This window comes from Bacillus haynesii (assembly GCF_014042035.1).
Lineage (GTDB): Bacteria > Bacillota > Bacilli > Bacillales > Bacillaceae > Bacillus > Bacillus haynesii.
In genome coordinates, this window is the sequence record NZ_CP059494.1 from 1629673 (window position 1) to 1648272 (window position 18600).

Annotated in this window: 15 protein-coding genes; 2 read left to right on the forward strand and 13 right to left on the reverse strand. The window is 48.6% G+C overall.

Going from position 1 to position 18600, the window contains the following annotated elements:
- Positions 1-5: 5 nt before the first annotated feature.
- The 4 genes from H2R00_RS08055 to proG all read right to left on the reverse strand — a co-directional run bounded on the left by H2R00_RS08055 (position 6) and on the right by proG (position 3766).
- Complete coding sequence (locus H2R00_RS08055) at positions 6-965, reverse strand: ABC transporter permease (protein ID WP_154995016.1); 960 nt, start codon at positions 963-965, stop codon at positions 6-8.
- A 4-nt stretch (positions 966-969) separates the two neighbouring features.
- Positions 970-1896 carry an ABC transporter permease gene (locus H2R00_RS08060; protein ID WP_020451079.1) on the reverse strand — a complete coding sequence of 309 codons (927 nt, stop codon included), beginning with the start codon at positions 1894-1896 and terminating at the stop codon, positions 970-972.
- A gap of 15 nt (positions 1897-1911) precedes the next feature.
- Entirely contained in the window at positions 1912-2736 is an 825-nt protein-coding gene (locus tag H2R00_RS08065; RefSeq protein WP_182070802.1) for a D-aminopeptidase DppA, read from the reverse strand.
- 217 nt (positions 2737-2953) lie between these two features.
- On the reverse strand, positions 2954-3766 hold the full coding sequence (gene proG / locus H2R00_RS08070) for a pyrroline-5-carboxylate reductase ProG (RefSeq protein ID WP_154995022.1): 813 nt from the start codon (positions 3764-3766) through the stop codon (positions 2954-2956).
- A 159-nt stretch (positions 3767-3925) separates the two neighbouring features.
- On the opposite strand from proG, the gene H2R00_RS08075 reads away from it, so the two are divergent.
- Positions 3926-5227: a S1C family serine protease gene (locus H2R00_RS08075; protein ID WP_425321883.1), complete on the forward strand. Its 1302-nt coding sequence runs from the start codon at positions 3926-3928 to the stop codon at positions 5225-5227.
- A 144-nt stretch (positions 5228-5371) separates the two neighbouring features.
- Here H2R00_RS08075 and H2R00_RS08080 read toward each other — a convergent pair whose 3' ends face one another.
- Entirely contained in the window at positions 5372-5734 is a 363-nt protein-coding gene (locus tag H2R00_RS08080) for a hypothetical protein (RefSeq protein WP_154995024.1), read from the reverse strand.
- 256 nt (positions 5735-5990) lie between these two features.
- Entirely contained in the window at positions 5991-6944 is a 954-nt protein-coding gene (locus tag H2R00_RS08085; RefSeq protein WP_154995026.1) for a ring-cleaving dioxygenase, read from the reverse strand.
- A 321-nt stretch (positions 6945-7265) separates the two neighbouring features.
- Between H2R00_RS08085 and H2R00_RS08090 the strand changes: the two genes are divergently transcribed.
- On the forward strand, positions 7266-8594 hold the full coding sequence (locus H2R00_RS08090; protein ID WP_182070804.1) for an APC family permease: 1329 nt from the start codon (positions 7266-7268) through the stop codon (positions 8592-8594).
- Between the two features lie 36 nt (positions 8595-8630).
- Here the strand turns inward: H2R00_RS08090 and H2R00_RS08095 are convergent, their stop codons facing one another.
- The 7 genes from H2R00_RS08095 to mgrA all read right to left on the reverse strand — a co-directional run bounded on the left by H2R00_RS08095 (position 8631) and on the right by mgrA (position 18554).
- The gene (locus H2R00_RS08095; RefSeq protein WP_154995030.1) at positions 8631-9515 is read right to left on the reverse strand and encodes a carbohydrate ABC transporter permease; all 885 of its coding nucleotides are present in this window, start codon (positions 9513-9515) and stop codon (positions 8631-8633) included.
- Between the two features lie 18 nt (positions 9516-9533).
- Positions 9534-10487 carry an ABC transporter permease gene (locus tag H2R00_RS08100; protein ID WP_182070805.1) on the reverse strand — a complete coding sequence of 318 codons (954 nt, stop codon included), beginning with the start codon at positions 10485-10487 and terminating at the stop codon, positions 9534-9536.
- A 40-nt stretch (positions 10488-10527) separates the two neighbouring features.
- Positions 10528-12051, reverse strand: a complete 1524-nt coding sequence (locus tag H2R00_RS08105; RefSeq protein ID WP_411809446.1) for an extracellular solute-binding protein — start codon at positions 12049-12051, stop codon at positions 10528-10530.
- Positions 12052-12138: 87 nt separating this feature from the next.
- On the reverse strand, positions 12139-14730 hold the full coding sequence (locus H2R00_RS08110) for an exo-rhamnogalacturonan lyase family protein (RefSeq protein WP_182070806.1): 2592 nt from the start codon (positions 14728-14730) through the stop codon (positions 12139-12141).
- Between the two features lie 177 nt (positions 14731-14907).
- Positions 14908-16905 carry a beta-galactosidase gene (locus tag H2R00_RS08115; protein WP_182070807.1) on the reverse strand — a complete coding sequence of 666 codons (1998 nt, stop codon included), beginning with the start codon at positions 16903-16905 and terminating at the stop codon, positions 14908-14910.
- Complete coding sequence (locus H2R00_RS08120; protein ID WP_154994602.1) at positions 16902-17546, reverse strand: rhamnogalacturonan acetylesterase; 645 nt, start codon at positions 17544-17546, stop codon at positions 16902-16904. Before H2R00_RS08120 ends, H2R00_RS08115 begins: the two co-directional genes overlap by 4 nt.
- Positions 17547-17561: 15 nt before the next feature.
- Positions 17562-18554, reverse strand: a complete 993-nt coding sequence (gene mgrA / locus H2R00_RS08125; RefSeq protein WP_182070808.1) for an L-glyceraldehyde 3-phosphate reductase — start codon at positions 18552-18554, stop codon at positions 17562-17564.
- Positions 18555-18600: the final 46 nt, after the last annotated feature.

Below are 18600 nucleotides of genomic sequence, written 5' to 3' on the forward strand. Positions count from 1 at the left end.
ATACATTACCTCCTCAGCTTCGGATCTAACGCATCCTGCAGCCCGTCTCCAACAACATTAAAAGCGAACATTGTTAATGAAATAAAGAAAGCGGGAAAAAACAGCCGCCACCAGTGACCCGACAAGATCACCGGAAGGCCGTCGTTCGCCATGACACCCCAGCTCGCAAACGGGGCTTGAATGCCCAAACCGAGGAAACTGAGAAATGCTTCGGCAAAAATGGCCGACGGCACCGTCAAGGTCATCTGGACGATGATCGCTCCCATCATGTTCGGAAGGAGATTCCGCCTGATGATCCTTACCGTTTTCGCTCCGAAGGTTTTGGATGCGAGGACATGCTCATCATGCTTCACCTTCAAAACCTGCCCCCTGACGATCCGCGCCATGCCGACCCAGCCGGTGACAGTCAGCGCAACGATGATCGTCCCGAGTCCAGGCCCCATCATGACCATGAGAAGAATGACGACCAATAAATAAGGCAGTCCGTGCAGCACTTCGATGACCCGCATCATGACATGGTCTGTTTTGCCGCCTTTATAGCCGGCGATGCCGCCATAGATGACGCCGATTGCAAAATCGATCAAAGCCGCCATAACACCGACAAACAGAGAAATCCTCGCTCCATACCACGTTCTTGTAAACACATCGCGGCCGAGCTCATCGGTTCCGAACCAATGCTCCATCGACGGAGGCAGGTTTTGCTCGGAAAGCGTCTGCTGGGTGACGCTGTGCGGAGAAAGAACCGGTCCGAGTACAGCCATGATGAACAGGAAGATTAACACGCCCAACCCCGCCATCGCCAGCTTGTTTTTCCTTAAAATCCGCCAGGCGTTCTGCCAGTATGACAGACTCGGCCTTGCGACGGATTCACGCTCATCCTGCTTCTGTTTCAGCGGGGCAAACCATTCAACAGGGATATCACTGCCTGAAGACGCTTCGTTTTCTGTGCGAACTGGAAGGCTCATAAGCTCACCCTTTCTTATGCAGTTTAATACGCGGATCCAGTATTCCGTAGGCCATGTCGACGAGAAACAACATGATGATGAGGATGATGCTGTAAAAAACGGTGGTGCCCATAATCACGGGGTAATCGCGGGAGTTGATGCTTTCAACAAAATATTTTCCCATGCCCGGAATCGCAAAGATTTTTTCGATGACGAAGCTCCCCGTTAAAATCGCAGCGGTAAGCGTCCCGAGAATCGTTACGACAGGCATAAGGGCGTTTTTCAGCGCGTGCTTCATGACAATTTTAAAAGGGGAAAGCCCTTTAGCCCGGGCTGTTCGGATATAATCCTGTGTCAGCACTTCAATCATGCTGGAGCGGGTCAGCCTTGCGATAATCGCCAGCGGCCCCATCGCCAAAGCCGCAGTCGGAAGCACCATATGAAGCGGGCTCGTCCATGTCGATGGAGGGAATATGTTCCAATTGACAGCGAATTGCTGTATCAGCAAGGTCGCCATAATAAAGTTGGGAACCGAAATGCCGAGAACGGCAATGGTCATCGCTATATAGTCGATGATGCCGTTTTGCCGCAGCGCGGCAAAGATTCCGAGTGCGATCCCGGAAATGACCGCCACAATAAGCGCCGTCATCCCCAGCTCAAACGAAACAGGGAACCCTCTTGACAGCAGATCGTTCACGCTTTGCGAAGGCTGCTTGATCGACGGCCCAAAATCAAAGGTAACGATCGACTTTACATAATACAAATATTGAACAAAGAGAGGCTCATCCAGCTGGTAGTAAGCCTCAAGGTTGCGCTGAACCGCTTCATTCGTGTTCCTTTCTTCATTGAAGGGAGAGCCCGGAATCACTTTCATCATCACAAAAGTCAATGTCGTGATCACCAAAATGGTCGCCAGCATCGACAAGAGCCGCTTCATGATGTAACCTGCCATCTTCATCCCACCTTCCTAGGAGAATGTCGTTCTCATCGCTAGCTCGGTCATGACAAGCATCGCTTGATAGGCTTCAAGAATGTCTTTCGCTTGATAGCGGACAGTCGTCGTTTGCGGTTCGATTTCAGCACCCGGCATTAAACTCGCCCACTCGGCTTGGCCGTAATTGGCAAATTCTATCCGCAGCACCGGCCTGTCCGGAGGCGTGAGCGGCTTGACTTGACCGCGGTTTTGAATCGCATATGCCGTCCGTTCTCTTAAAAGCCGCCCCGCTTTCTCCGGTGTCAGGCATTTGATCGCCGAACGGGAGACCGTTTCCTTAACGGCCGCTGTCGTTACGTTTGGAATCAGCTCCTCCGCCTCAACCGCCGCCTCGCTGTCACCGGCAACCATGATGACCGGGACGCCGTAATAACCGGCAACATAAGCGTTGAACCCCATCTCGCCCACCGCCTGATCGTTTATGTAAAAATGTCTGACGCCGAAAATCATGCTGTGCGACATCACGCCTCTCATCGATGCTCTCGCATGGTAACCGACGAACACAGCTCCATCGCATGTATCATCAAGTCCCTGAACCATCGAAAACGGTTTGACATCTCCCGAAATAAGCTGCGCTTCAGGATGAAGCCGCTCAATTAAAAGGTTGTTCATTTTAGAGTGGCTGTCATTGACAAGCACCTCTCTGCATCCGCTTTTGAACGCTTCGTCAATCACATGATTGGCCTCGTCCGTCATGATCTTCCGGCCTCTCTCATAGTTCAGCTTGCTTGAATCGACGAACGTATCATCCGGAAGCCCGGAAATTCCCTCCATATCAACAGACAGATAAAGCTTCACAAAAAACCACCCCTTATGAAAAACGTCTCAAATTTTTTATTATTTTGGGAATATTCTAACAAATTATATTAGAATTTTAATAGAAATGCAATAACCATTGGTAATTTTAGAAATTTAATATAAAATTGGAATTTTGATGAATCTTGTCGAACTCAAATAAAAAAGCTGCCTGATCAGGCAGCTTTGGGATATAAGGATAGGTCGATCATGCCGCGGCTCACTGCCGGCGGACAGCGCCTTTAATATCCTCATATTTCTTCATCGTTCTGGCAAACAGCTCGTCAAAGACTTCCGGCATGGCATCTTGGATGACTTCCGCTCCTTCTGCGGTTATGCCGCCTTTTGTCGCGACCCGATCAAGCGTTTGTGCAAACGTCATGTCTTTTTCCATTAACAGCTTGCCCGTTCCCAGCAATGCATGAATCAAAAAATGAAACGCTTCTTCTTTCGTGAGACTGCTGTTTCTGACGGCAGCTTGAACAAATTCTTCAAAAATCGAAGCGATGAACCCCGGTGAAGAGCTTGTTAAATTGCTCGCAGCGTCAATATCTCTCTCATGTATCTGTTTGACTGTGCTGAAAGCGGAAAGATATTCTTCCAGCCGGCTTTTGTCCGCCTCAGCTACCCGCTCGCCGTGGACAACAAGCGAAACGCCGATCCCGACTTCAGATGTAAGTGTCGGAATGTATCTCGTCACCTGTCCGCTTGTCCAGTCGTGAAGACGGTCAAGCTCGATTCCCGCGGCAATCGAAACAATGTGCACATCCTCCTGAAGAAACGGCTGTATTTTCTCAAGCGTTTCTTTTACCGCCATCGGCGGAACACAGATGAAGATCAGGCCGCACTGTTTGGCGAGCTCTTCCGCTGATTGACAGGCGACATTTGGGTAAAGCTTTCTCAGCTCCCCTGTTTTCCCGTCATTCCTTGAGCTGACGATCACCATGTCATCGCTGATTTTCTCCTGATCAAGCAGTTTGGCCGCAATCATCCGGGCCATGCTTCCGTATCCGATAAATCCAATCTTTTTCAACGTTTAGAACACCTCTGACATGTCATATTATAAATAGGGACCCTATTTATAATATCCTTTTTCTTTGACAATTTCCCACAATGTTTTCATGTTTATCCCACAGTCTTTGTTTATGATTGAAGCATCAAAGGATATGATAACAATAGGAGCGTGAAAATGATGGAATATAATAGAGAAGATCAGCTTGAAACGAAAAACGAACTCATCGTCTCCGATCAAAAGCCTGACCAGGCGATAAAAAAAGCAGAACAGCAAAAGCGGAGACTCTCGTGGATGACGCCGATCCTCAGCGGCATCATCGGAGGAAGCCTCGTTCTCGGCGTCACGACATACCAGCATAACAAAGACGAAACGGCCAATGCATCCGTCCAGACACAAACAAACGAGACGACGAATTCAGCGGCTTCTTCCAATCATGCGAACACCGAAAAATTGTCCAGCACCAATTCGTCTGACATTTCAACAATGGTGGAAAATGTATCTCCCGCCATCGTAGGTATTTCAAACTATCAAAAACAAACAGAGAACGGTATGTTCAGTTTTGAAAGCAACAGCAGCAGCAGTTCAAACGAAGAAGAAACAGGCACAGGTTCAGGTGTCATTTATAAAAAAGCAAACGGCAAAGCATACATTATTACAAATAACCATGTTGTCGAGGGCGCGTCGAAACTGACGGTTTCCCTGTCAAACGGCAAAGAAGTGGAAGGTAAATTGCTTGGCAGCGATTCCTTGACAGACCTTGCTGTTGTTGAAATTTCCGCTGATCACGTGGAAAAAGTCGCATCTTTCGGCGATTCGTCAAGCTTGAAAGCTGGCGAATCGGTCATTGCAATCGGAAACCCGCTCGGCAAAGATCTGTCCCGCACGGTGACGCAAGGCATCATCAGCGGTGTTGACCGAACCGTTTCAGTAGATACATCCGCAGGGCAAACCGAGATGAACGTCATTCAAACAGACGCGGCCATCAACCCCGGCAACAGCGGAGGCGCCCTTTTGAATACAAAGGGTGAAGTGATCGGCATCAACAGCATGAAAATCAGTGAAAGCGGAGTAGAAGGCATCGGATTTGCGATTCCAAGCAATGATGTCAAACCGATCGCGGAAGAACTGATGTCTAAAGGAAAAATCGAACGCCCGTACATCGGAATCGGCATGATGGATCTTGAGCAGGTGCCGGAAAACTATCAAACAGGCACCCTCGGATTAAGCGGGAGCCAGCTAAACAAAGGCGTCTACATCCGCCAGGTCGCTTCAGGCTCCCCCGCTGAAAAAGCGGGCCTTAAAGAGAACGATGTCATCGTCAGCTTTAATGGAAAAGAAACCGATACCGGAAGCGCCCTGCGCAACCTTCTTTACAACGATGCAAAAGTCGGAGATACGGTAAAGGTTACCCTTATTCGAAACGGCAAAACAATAACAAAACAAATCACACTTGACCAAAAAGAATCCGCATCATCTTAACAGCATGCCCCCTTAAGGCCGCCAGCTGTGCCGGATGCCTTTTATATAAAGGCTCTGTTAAATTTGGATGTTGTTAAATACGCAAAAATAAAGGGATATGTAACTCACCCGATTCTGGAACAATTAAAAAATTTAAGAACCGTCTTATATAAGACGGTTCTCCAAAGATTCGATTGCCAGTTTTAGTGCAGTCAAGCGACGCTCATTTAATGTTTTTTGAGGACTGCCTTCTTTTGCTTTTGCTATTTGTTTTTCAATAGATGGAATGATACCTTTCAAAACTTCTTTAGTAGTCAATATGATTTCTTCGTTATAGCCAAAATCTTCTCCATTCCAAGTACCTTTTAGGCTTTCTAAACCAATTTTCACTGCGTTTAGTCTCTTTTTGACAAGAGTTGTGTTTGAACCGTTTTCTGTCGTGCTTTTATAAGCATTTGTTAGTTTATTAAAAGTTGACTCCAAAGATTTAATGGACAAATCTTGGATTTCTTGGCTAACAGTATTCATATACAAACCTCACTTTTCATATTTAATAACTCAACATTTTATAAATTCTATTCAGCAATATAGTTCGATTGTTGAAAACTGGTAATTTGCCGATATACTTTAACAGTTGCAAACGCTTTGCTCACCTTGATAACCTCTAACCGAATGTTTGTTCTCATCTTGATTATACCAATATTTCGGAAATTTATCAAATATCAACATTTACGTTTAACAGAGCCTATATAAAAAACGAGGTCCTTTTCGGGACCTCGTTTTTTTATCGGATCGGTTTCAGCCGCGCTTCAATCTCTTTCCGCCGATGTTCGAGATACGGCGGAAGTGCAAGGCTCTGTCCGAGCTCATCGATTGATTCATCAACGGCAAAGCCCGGCCCGTCAGTCGACAGTTCAAAAAGTATGCCGTTCGGTTCTCTGAAATACAGCGCCTTAAAATAATAGCGCTCCACAATCCCAGAATTCGTAAAGCCGTTCTCACTGATTTTCTCATGCCACTGCTTAAGTTCTTCTTCATTTTTGACGCGGAATGCGACATGATGGACGCTTCCTCTTCCGGGACGCTCTCTTCTGCTTTCATCTGACTCTTTCACATGCACCTCCGTGCCTGCTCCTCCTTCACCCGATTCAAAAATGTGAAGCGTTCGGCCGGTTTCATCAGCCTGTTCCTCACCGATTTTATGAAAGCCGAGAATATCGGTAAGCACCGCCGCCGTCGGACCGGCGTCCCTGACAGTCAGTTCGACCGGGCCGAGCCCCCTGATCGCGACATCCTCAGGAATGACGCCGTTTTTCACAGGCACTCCATGATCTTTTCCCTTTTCATCAACCACAAGCATCATGTTCTGTCCTTCATGGTCTAAAAAGCGGAGAACGCTCCGCCCCGCACGAGTCTCGATACCGTCAATCTCTGCGCCGAGCTCATGAAGCCGCTTCTTCCAAAATTCGAGTGCTTGTTCGCCGGGAACCCGAAGTGATACGGCCGAAATGCAGTTCGTCCCTTCCCGCCTCCGGGCAAGCATCGGAATCTCGAAAAATGTCAAATCTGAACCTGGAGACGCGACTTCATCCCCGTAAAACAAGTGGTACATCGTCGGTTCATCCTGATTGACCGATTTCTTTATCAGTTTCATGCCAAGCCCTTTGACATAGAAATCCAGGTTATGTTGGGCGTTCGCCGTTAAAGCGGATACGTGGTGAATGCCATTTACGTTCATTCTATCATCTCCTCATCAAATATCTCGAATTCAAGATTTCTTCTTTCTCCAAAATAGGCGATTTGATTTGAAAAGTCAACCAAATCGTCTTCCCGGTCGGGCGATTCCTGCCGCTTCCCGAAAAAACTAACAATGAATCCAAAAACATTTATTAAAGTTCGGTTATTGATAGTTCCTCCGGGTTTTACGACCTTAAAACGTTTAACATATACAAGAAATACGAAAATCAGAAAATTTATTTAATTTTTCTTTTTTAAAAAAGGTATTACAATATAAAAATAGTTTTCTATAAAAGAGATCACATCAATGGGAGGCATAGCTATGAATGCAGAAGCAAACGGACTAAAAAAAGAGATAGGCTTGTTATTTGCGCTATCTCTTGTGATTGGAACGATCATCGGTTCCGGTGTGTTTATGAAGCCCGGCAGCGTGCTTTCCTATTCCGGAAACGCACAAATTGCTCTTTTCGCCTGGCTCCTCGGCGGAATCTTAACGCTTGCCGGCGGGCTGACAATCGCCGAACTGGGCGCACAGATTCCAAAAACGGGCGGGCTTTACACATATCTTGAAGAAATTTACGGCGAGTTCTGGGGATTCCTATGCGGCTGGGTGCAGATCATCATCTACGGACCGGCCATCATCGGCGCACTCGGATTATATTTCGGCTCGCTTGTGGCCAACTTGTTTTCCTGGGATAAATCATGGACTGCACTCATCGGCATCATCACCGTCGCCTTTTTATGCCTCATCAACATCGTCGGAACAAAATACGGCGGAGCGGTTCAGGCGGTCACAACGATCGGAAAGCTGATTCCCATTGTATGTATCATTGTGTTCGGTCTATGGCAGGGCGATGAACATATTTTCAGTTCTGTCACGGAGAGCATCGCCAGCCAAAACTTTGGAGCGGCGGTATTGGCGACGCTATTTGCGTATGACGGCTGGATCCTTCTTGCAGCACTCGGCGGAGAAATGAAGAATCCGGAAAAAGTGCTCCCGAAAGCGATGACAGGCGGCATACTGATCGTCACAGCCTGCTACCTGTTCATTAACTTGGCGCTGCTTCACATTCTTCCTGCCGATCAGATTGTCAAGCTCGGCGAAAATGCGACAAGCACAGCAGCGACCATGCTGTTCGGGCCGATCGGCGGCAAGCTGATCTCCATCGGAATTATCGTCAGCATCTTCGGCTGCTTAAACGGAAAAGTTCTGTCTTTTCCGCGCGTGATCTTTGCGATGGCTGAGAAAAAACAGCTTCCGTTCTCCCGCTGGATCTCGCATGTTCATCCGGCATTTCATACGCCGTGGATCGCAGTCATCGTCCAGATGATTTTCGCTGTCATCTTAATGATCATCAGCAATCCTGAAAAGCTGTCAGAGGTTTCGATTTTTATGATTTACATCTTTTATGTCATGGCGTTTTTCGCAGTGTTTATTTTGCGGAGACGGAAGAACGGCCAAGGGAGATCTTACAGTGTGCCGCTCTACCCTTACCTGCCTGTTGCGGCTATTCTCGGGTCATTGTTTGTCCTTGTCAGCACGCTCATCACAGACTTCTACAGCTGCCTGTGGTCGATCTTGATCGGCCTCGTCGGTCTCCCGGTTTATTTTTGGATGAAAAAAAGAAATAAAAACGGCTCAGCTGCCTGAGCCGCAAGCCGCCGGCTCATGAGCCCGGCGGTTTTTTTATCCCTTCACAGACCCGATCAGAATGCCTTTGGCAAAATGCTTCTGCAAAAACGGGTACACGGCTAAAATCGGAAGCGTCGCAATGACGATGACGGCCAGTTTGATCGATTGTTCAGGCGGTACCGTTTCCATCATATCATTCGTCGTCCCCGTCAGATCCGAAAGAATCGTCACTTGGCGCAGTACCATCTGCAGCGGCCATTTCGCGCTGTCATTGATGTACAGCAAAGCATGGAAAAAGTCGTTCCAAATGCCGACCGCATAAAACAGCGCAAAAGTCGCAATAATCGGCTTTGAAAGCGGCAGTGCGATCCTTAAGAACACGCCGATTTCTGAACAGCCGTCAATCTTTGCCGACTCCTCAAGCTCTTTCGGAAGCTGCTGAAAAAAGTTTTTAATAATAATGAGATTGAACGGATTGATAGCCATCGGCAAAATCAGCGCCCAGTAGGAATCGAGCAGCCCCAGTGATTTGACGACGATATACGTCGGAATCATTCCTCCGCTGAAAAGCATCGCAAAAATAACGAGATTCAAAAGCAGGTTCCTTCCCTTGATGTGCCGTTTTGCAAGGGGATAGGCCATCGTAAATGTAAAAAAGAGCTGGACGATCGTTCCCACGACCGTAATGAACACAGACACCCCCATGCTCCTGATAAATGTTGGCGTTGAAAAAATATAGCGGTACGCATCAAGCGAAAATGTCTCAGGAAAGATAAAGAAGCTCTTTTCCGCCAGCTCGGCCTCCGTGGCAAAAGACCCCGCGATAATATACAGAAAAGGCAAAACGGTTATCAGCCCGCAGCAGCCGAGAAAGATCACATTAAACCAATCGAACACCCGACCCGCTTTTGTGTTATGGATCGTTTCCGCACCGGACATCCCTTTCACCTCCATTCATTAAAACAGACCGTCCTGGTCGAACTTTTTCGCGATATAATTGGCTCCGAATATCAGGATGATCCCGACAACCGATTTGAAAAGTCCGACTGCCGTACTGTAGCTGTAGGCGCCCTGCGTAATTCCGACAACATAGACATACGTGTCAAAGATTTCAGCCACGCTCCGGTTTAAGGAGTTGGTCATTAAAAAAATCTGTTCAAAGCCGATGTTCAAAAAACTGCCGATTCTTAAGATGAGAAGCACGACGATCGTGCTTCTGATGGCCGGAAGGGTAATGTGCCACATTCTCCTCAATCTTCCTGCACCGTCCATCACTGCCGCTTCATACTGCTCTTGGTCAACCGACGCGAGCGCCGCCAAAAACAGGATCGTTCCCCAGCCCGTCTCCTTCCATATGCTTTGCAGGACAATCATCGGCCTGAACCATTCGGGATCCGAGAGAAACGCAATCTCTTTGCCTGTTATGCTTTGCAGCATTTTATTAATTACGCCCGTATCAACCGTAAAAAAGACAAACGTCATGCTGACGACGATCGTCCATGAGACGAAATGCGGAACATATATAAACGTCTGAATGCACCGTTTATAGATGGCGTGCCGCAATTCATTCAGCATGAGTGCAACAATCAGCGGAGCCGGAAATGCAAAAATCAAATCGAGAGCGGCCAGCATGAGTGTGTTGCGGAGCAGGCGGAAGAAGTCAGGGTTCATAAAGAAATCTTTAAAATACTCGAACCCGACCCATTCGCTCTGCCAAAATCCGAGATAAGGCGAATAATCTTTGAATGCAATTAACACGCCCCACATCGGCCAATATTTAAAGATGAGAAAATATAAAACACCGGGAACAAGCAGAAGATAGAGCCATTTATCCCGTTTTACGGCTTGCAGCCCAGTCGGTTTCTTTTCTGGCTTAACAGCGGTCTTTCCTGTTTTTGCGGTGATTTCCATGTGCCGCATCCCCCCTTCGTATGCTGTTTAAAGACCTGAGCTATTTAGTCTCCTTGTAGCGCTTGTTCAGTTCTTTCATCAAATCTTCGCCGCCGCTTTTATACCAAAGCTGAACGGCATCTTGAAAGCCTTTTTCATCGATGTCGCCGATGATAAACTGCGTTTTGGCATCGAGGATGATGTTGTCAAGCTGTGCCCCTTTTTGGGTGTATACATCTGAAACGAGCGATTCGGCCGGGTTGAATACGGCGATTTTTTCCCCTTCTTTAAGAATCTGTTCACGGTGTTTGAACAGCTTTGATTCTTGTTTTTCCACATAGTATCTTTGTTCCGGAATGCCCATGCTGAACTGTGCAAGACCTTCGTGCTCATAGAGCAGTTTTTTATTGTTTTTTTCAAGGGACGTGTACGTTCCGTTCTCAAGCTTATAGTTGCGCCCTTTTATGCCGTTGTTGGCAATGATCTGTGCCTCTTCATCGTTCATTTTGTCTAGGAAGCCGAGCACTTCTTTCAATTCTTTTTCCGTTTTGACGCTCGCTTTCGGGATGGCAATCATTCCGGCGTATCCTGATGTCGGGAATGTATACGTTCCTTTCGGGCCTTTGACCGTACCGATGACGTCGATCACATCCTTGTTGCCGGGATCGGCTTCCTCCATTGCGCTTTGAATTTGCGATGCCCGCGAACCGGTATCGACGATCACACCCGCTTTTCCTTTGACGACTGGATCGTTCCACTTCGCTGAGTCCATTACGGCGAAGTCTTTATTGATCAGCCCTTCATCATACAGTTTTTTGAAAAAAAGCAGTGCTTCCATATACTCTTCTGTCGTGAAGTCCGGAATGAGCTCCCCTTTTTCGTCTATTCCGTAGCGGTTTGGAGCGCCGAACCACGTCTGCATAATATCCCATGGGCTTCCGTTGCCAAGCCCCATCCATTTCGGCACTACCATGCCGTACGTATCGTCTTTTCCGTTTCCGTCGGGGTCTTTTTCTTTAAACGCTTTTAGCACGTCGTAAAATTCGTCGATTGTTTTCGGCATCTCCATGCCGACATTTTCGAGCCAGTCCGTTCTGATGATGATCGAAGCGCGAATCAAGTCCCTCGCCCTGTAAATGCCGTAAATCTCGCCGTTAATAGAACTGTTCTTCATCACTTTTTCATCGGCCTTTCCTAGGTTCGGGTAGTCTTTTAAATAAGGTGAAAGCTCCCAGAATGCACCTGATTTGACAGACTTGATAAATCCTGGCGACTTGTCCGTGACGACGATGGCTTGCGGCAAATCTCCCGAGGCCATGACGATGTTGAATTTATCATTATAGGAAGAGTTCGGAACCCACGTCACTTTAATTTGTTTTTTCGTGTATTTTTCGAGCGCTTTTAAAGACGGGCTGTTTTCTCCCGGACTTTCCGGCGACAGGAGCGGAGCCATAATATGAATGGCATCTTTCTCTTTTCCTTTCCCGTCTTGATTGGACGTCTCATTTGCACTGCACCCCATCAAGAGCAAAAAGACAGCGGGTGCAGCGAGCCATTTGTTTCCCTTCAGCTTCAGTCTTGCCATTTTACAATTTCCCCCTTTTGATCGTCTCAATTGTTCCACTCAAATTTAAAGCGCTTACATTTTTCCGACAACCTTCATTTTTTGCCTTCATCCGCGAGCGGGATGATCTTTCATTGCCTGAATGATCTTTTCTTGCATGTCCTGATCAGGTGGCATATCTTTGAGCAGCTCCAGCACGGCTATTGTGTTGAGGCACCATTGTGAGACGCAGTTTGTCGTGACCCAGGGGATTTCCGTGATCGTTTTCCAGGCATGGACCTGTTTTGGAGCGATCGGCAACGGTGTATGGCTTTGTTTTTCATCCAGCAACAGGCGCCATGCTTTTTCGGCAAGCTTCCGGTCTTGGCGGAGCCGGGCAGCATAAGCGGCCATGGCAGCGGAGAACATCGGCCAGTGAAATAGATCATCGTGAAGCTTCCCGCCGCTCCTCTTCCGCTTTTCTTCATCAGTCAACAAATAAAATTCGCCGAATTCGCCGAGCATCTCCTTCCATTCGTCATTCTCCAGCAGTTCTGCAAGCTCCATCCATGTTTGCGGGGCGCCAAAGGCGATGACCATATGATAGCCGCCATGATTCCCGTCACCCATATGAAGCAGATCTGAAGCTTTAGGATCGTATCCGAAAGTCGGCCCGGATAACAGACGCAGCGGCAGTTCTTTAAGCCGGCTGATCCCCCGTTTGATTTTATCAAGGTACGCTTCATCACCGGTCCGCTCCCATTCCGTCAGCCAATTGGAACAGAACGCCGCCCAGTCGGGGCCTACTCTGGCATGGGCGGGGAACTCTTTTTCCGGATAATAGGCTCTCATCGGATCAAGCGTCTCAAGCGCTCGATCGGCATCTTTCACCTCGGTTAACACATCCCCCGTCCTCTCGTCCGCCGTCAAAAAATAATAAGGCTTATGGAGGCCGGCCATGCTGATTCTCGCTTCCTTACAGCCGCAGCCCCAATGAAGGACATTGTGCCTTGAACCGAGGCCTTTATATTCTCCGAAATGGTAGCAGTCAACTTCGCTAGTGTGACGGGTCATCGCTTCCGCCATTCTGAAGACGTCTTCCCTCCCGGATCTGAAAAAAGACTGCCAAAGCCAGAGATTCGGTACGAGTTCCGTGTTTTGCCATGCATAGCCGCCAAGGTCGTATCGCCATACATGCCGGACGGCATCATACGTATGCATCACATCACCGTAATGCCAATAGCCGTACCAGTTCCGCTGATCGACTTCGTTCATGTAAAACTTGAGTGCCTCGTCAAGCTGATCTTCAAGCGCCGCTGAAAGCGGGCGCTGTTTATCTTTCAGGCTCCAAACGCCCAAAGCGCGGGTGTGATAATAATAGTCCGGCTCACAAATAAGCAGCAGGGGGTTTTGCCATTCGTCCGCCGCTCTGTTCAGCTCTTCATCGCTCGGCGGATTTGCAAAACAGGCGAGATTGACTTCGCTCGTATTGGCAATGCCGACGGCCGTCGACCTCATTTCGGCAAACCCTTCATATGCGCTTTCAACATGAGTGTCTTTTGAATAATGGCGGAAGTCCATCGCTTCAGCTTCAGGAGGCCAGAACCAAACCGTCAATTTCGTTTCGCCACCGGCAAGACCTTGCGCTTCAAGCGATGACGGATACTTTTCAAAGAAGTTCCTGAGTCCGAGCGCGATGCCGCCGTTTTCCCCGCCTGCATACATCAGCCCTTTCGCTCTTCCCCCTTGAATCGCATCCACCCAGGCGCAGTCTTTGCCGGTTCGCTTTTTTAAGCGCCAGTGAACAGGTGAATCCTGAATGAGCTTGAAATCGTTCCAGACGGCGTTTCTCTCCGCATCGCGCACAATTTCCGACTCTTCCGGTACAGGCTGTCCCGCAATCTGTCGTTCATAGAACCCGTTTGTTTCATTAAATCTTCTCGTCACAAGCAGCTGAGAAGCCTCTCCGTAAATCCCTCCGTCGGCTGCATAGCGAATATGCCTGTTCCTTGGCGCTCCGCTCAAAACCGCGTTCATCTCTAAAGCGAGTCCTTTGATCCACTCCGTTTCTGCGTTACAGTCGACGAAGATCGTGTGCATGATCCGGATGGACGGGACACCGGCATAGAAAGAAAGCCTGACGGTAAAAGGGAGCCAAACATCCATGCCTTCACCGCGGTGGACGCCTTCAATCTTGATGACTGTCTTGACCGGACCGTTTTGTTCGATTGCCGCACGTTTAACCATGCTCTCAAACCGGGCAATATGATACATGCTTTGTGAATCTGAGCCGCTTCTTTTTTCTTTTAAAGCGATGAGCCGTCCTTCTTTCGCCATCATTTCCCCGGAAATGGAAATCGAACGGATGAGTGACGGCCCCGATTTACCAAGTTTGCAGACTATCGCGCCCGTATTCACCGTGATTTCATCTTTCTGCTCGCTGACATGCACGACGTTTTTCGGTGCGCCGGGCTCCCCTTTTTGCAATATAAGTCGGCTGCCGCTTTCTTTTGGAAATACTGCGGCATGGCCCGTCCATTTAATCGAGCCGTCAGGCCAATACGCGAGCGGCCATGTTTGCAAACACGGGGCGTTTTCCGAAGCAATGGCGACCGTCTCCCCTTTTTGCAGCACTCCTTTTGCCCAAGGCACTCCCCAAGTCACCCCGCCGAACGCGGCAGGCGCCCTATTCAGCCATTTTAGTTCAGCCTGTGCTTTCACAAGCGTTCCTCCTTTCTTTTCAACCGGTTGGTCAGTGAATATTTTCCTGTTTAGCCTATTGACCGTCAATATTCCTTTTTTGCTTATGATAGAAAGGTGCCTGCTCTTTTTTTGCAGGGATCATCCCTTTTTTTGCAAAACGAAACAAAAAAGCCGCGGGCAAGCGCCTGCGGCGATTCATTTATTCTCTGAAAACAAAATCACACGGTATTCGTGCGGGCCGAGTGTCATGCGTCCGGATACGGGCCTGTCGGATAATAGATCGGTTCCGTTTCCGTCAAGTGTCACTGCGCCTCCTTTGCCGTCCATATTGATCACGACCCAGACAAGACCGTCTGCTCCTTTCCGGGGCGCGACGACTGTTCCGGGAGTGGCTTCGGTTTTCTGCGTAACGCCCGCTTCTTCGGCATAATGGCTGATCAGCTTTTTCATCATGATGTCTCCAGCTTCGCCTGCCGGCATCGACCCGAGCATGACGATTTTTCCGTTTCCGCATTTATGTTCTGTGATGAACGCTTTACCTGATGCCGGGCCTTTCTCAATCATCCCGACAGCCTTGGTGCCTCCGGCTTCAAAAACAGCGCTCCACAAGCTCAGCGGCGCCTTTACGCCAAACGCTGTTCCGCTTGAGTTCCGCTCATCCATCGGGAATGTAAAAAGCGTTTTGACACCGGAACATTTCTCCAAATCACCCAATCCGCAATCGGTGTGAATCGTATGGTGCTCTGTTCTTCCGCCCGTCAGCGGACCCGCAATCCAAATGCCGCCGCTTTTTGCAAATGCTTCGGCTTTTTTGATAAACGCAAGCGGAAGATAGTGAATAAACGGCGTAAACAGCAGTTTATAGCCGGCAAGCGGGCTCCCTTCAAGAATGACATCCCTGTGAATGCCCATCTTTAAAAATCTGTCATAAAACTCGGTGATCAGCGTTCTGTAATGAAGATCCCGATGAGGCTCCGTTTTCAAAAACACCTTCGCACGGTCCGAATAGACGACAGCTGTTTCAGCCTGCAAAGGAGCCGTTGCCAGCATGATGTGCTCAACCTCTCGTCTCGCCCGCTCGACTTCGAGCACATTTTCATATCCAACATCAGGCTCCCCCCATGCGCTGAGCACTGCCCCGTGCGGCTGTTCAGACCCGGCTCTCTGCTGGCGCCACAGCCAATAGCAGAACGCGGCTCCGCCAAGAGCATAAGAAGAGACAGCTTCAGCTTTCAAATAGCCGTTTTGATGAGGCACCGCATAACTTTCAAGCGAAGCGCTATAGGAAGGGCTCGTCTCCATCACCCAAAACGGCCGTCCTTTTTTGATGTTTCTCCATAAATCACAATTAAACAAAAAGGCGGCGCTGTTTTCCTGGCTGGCGTACGTATCAAACGAGGCAAAATCAAGGCTCTTGAAAAGGTCTTCATGATCAACCCCGAACATGACGCTGCTGTTATGGGTGATCGGGGCATTGGAGTATGCTCTGATCACTTCAGCCTGCTCACGCGCAAATTCAGAAATCGTGTCCATCGAAAACAGCTGATACATCGTCCTTAAAGAAGAATTGTGCAAAAACGGGGTCGGTCCGGGCTGCGGAACTTGCTCGAAGCATTGATACGTTTCACTCCATACACCCGTACCCCATGCCTCATTCAGACGGTCAATCGTCTGATAGCGGTCTTCAAGCCATTTGTGCCATAATGTGTTGCACGTTTCACACATGCATTCTGCGACATGGCATTTGAATTCATTGTCAAGCTGCCATCCGATCAATCCCGGCAGTTGTCCGAGCTCTTTGGCGATCTGTTTGATGATCAGGCGGGCCCGCTCTCTGAAATGCGGATGGTTTGTGCAGGCATGCTGCCTCGAACCGTGTCCCATCGTCTCCCCTTTTTCATTCACATGCATTCTTTCCGGGTGCCCGTGGGTCAGCCAGATCGGCGGCGTCGCAGTCGGTGTGCACATGACCGTTTCAATTTTGTTGTCGTAGAGCTTTCGGATGACGCCGGCAAAAAATCCGACATCGATCCTCCCTTCTTCCGGCTCCATCCTTGACCAGGCAAACTCTCCGATTCTGACAACATTGATCCCGGCTCGCTTCATCATCCTGATATCTTCATCCAACACATCCTCGTCCCACAATTCGGGATAAAAGCAAGCGCCGTGGTACAGTTTTCCGTTCATCTTCATACCGTCTCTTTGACAAACGGCAGCCCGAGCTCTCGAATGCCGGCCGAAACGAGCTTCGCCATTTCCCGGGCCCCTTTTTTCGTAAAATGTGTGTAGTCGTTGACATTTTCCGAGATCATAAAATATTTAAATACCTCGCTGTACCCTTTTTCCGCAAAGTGCTGAAGACTTTTGTCCATTAAATCGATCAAGCGGACATTTTCTTCACTTGCCACCTGCTTCATCGCAATGCAGTAGTCCGGGAAGTCGTTCAAAAAGACGCCGTCCTTGTAATGGAGCCTTGCGACAGGCGTGATGAGAAGCGGCGAGGCTCCTTTTTGACGCGCGCCGTCGACGTACATTTTCAAGTATTGTTTATACGTCGTATACGGCTCTGTATAGCGTTCTGGTTTGTCTTTTGACGAGTCATTGTGCCCCATCTGAACGAACAGCCAATCATCCTGTTTGATCACATCCAAAATCGATGCAAGTCTTCCCTCTTCAACGAACGTTTTTGAACTCCGGCCCCCGATTGCCCGGTTGATCACCTGTACATTTCCGGATAAATAAGACTGGAGAAATTCGCCCCAGCCTCCCTGAGGCGAATCCGCCTTATAATTCTGCACGGTCGAATCGCCGGCCAAATAGATGCTGATTGTCATCACGACCACTCCTTATTATGAAAGAATTTTATCAATTGTGTCGAGCTCTTCAGCTGAGAATCGAGCGGACTTAAGAGCCGCGGCATTTTCTTCGATCTGTTCGGTTTTACTTGCGCCGATCAGCACCGAGGTGACGCGCGGATCTTTTAAAAGCCAGGCTATTGCCATTTGCGGCAGGGACTGTCCGCGTTCGGCCGCCACTTGATTCAACTTGCGGACTTTGCCGAGCACGTCTTCTGTGATGCCCTCGGCCTGCAAAAACGGACTGTTCGCATCAGCGGCTCTTGACCCGGCGGGAATCCCCGTCAAATATTTCTTTGTTAAAAGCCCTTGGGCAAGAGGTGTAAACGCGATCGCCCCGGCTCCTTTTTTCTGCAGCACTTGCAGCAGGGCTTTTTCCGGTTCTCTGTGGAACATTGAATATTTGGGCTGATGGATGAGGAGCGGAATCCCGTATTCTTGCAAAATATCAGCCGCCTTTTCGGTCTGTTCAGCGCTGTAGTTCGACAAACCGACATATAAAGCTTTTCCTTGCCTGACGATGTGGGCGAGCGCTCCCATCGTCTCTTCCAATGGTGTATGGGGGTCAGGGCGGTGCGAATAAAATATATCGACATAATCAATGCCCATTCGTTTTAAACTTTGATCAAGGCTTGCCACAAGGTACTTTTTTGACCCCCAATCGCCGTATGGTCCAGGCCACATCGTATAGCCGGCTTTCGTGCTGATGACCATTTCATCGCGGTAGCCGGCAAAATCGGTTTTCAGCGCTTTTCCGAATGTTTCTTCGGCAGAACCGGGGGGCGGACCGTAATTATTCGCCAAGTCAAAGTGGGTGATACCCAGATCGAATGCTTTTCTTAACAGCGCTTTGGCATTTTGAAAGGAACTTGCTTCTCCGAAATTGTGCCAAAGCCCTAAAGACAGAGCAGGCAGTTTTAATCCTGAATGTCCGCAACGGTTGTATTTCATATTTTCATAGCGTGAATCACTCGCCTGATACCCCATATGAATCCCTCTTTTCATTTTGTAATGAAATCGCTTACCACTCATT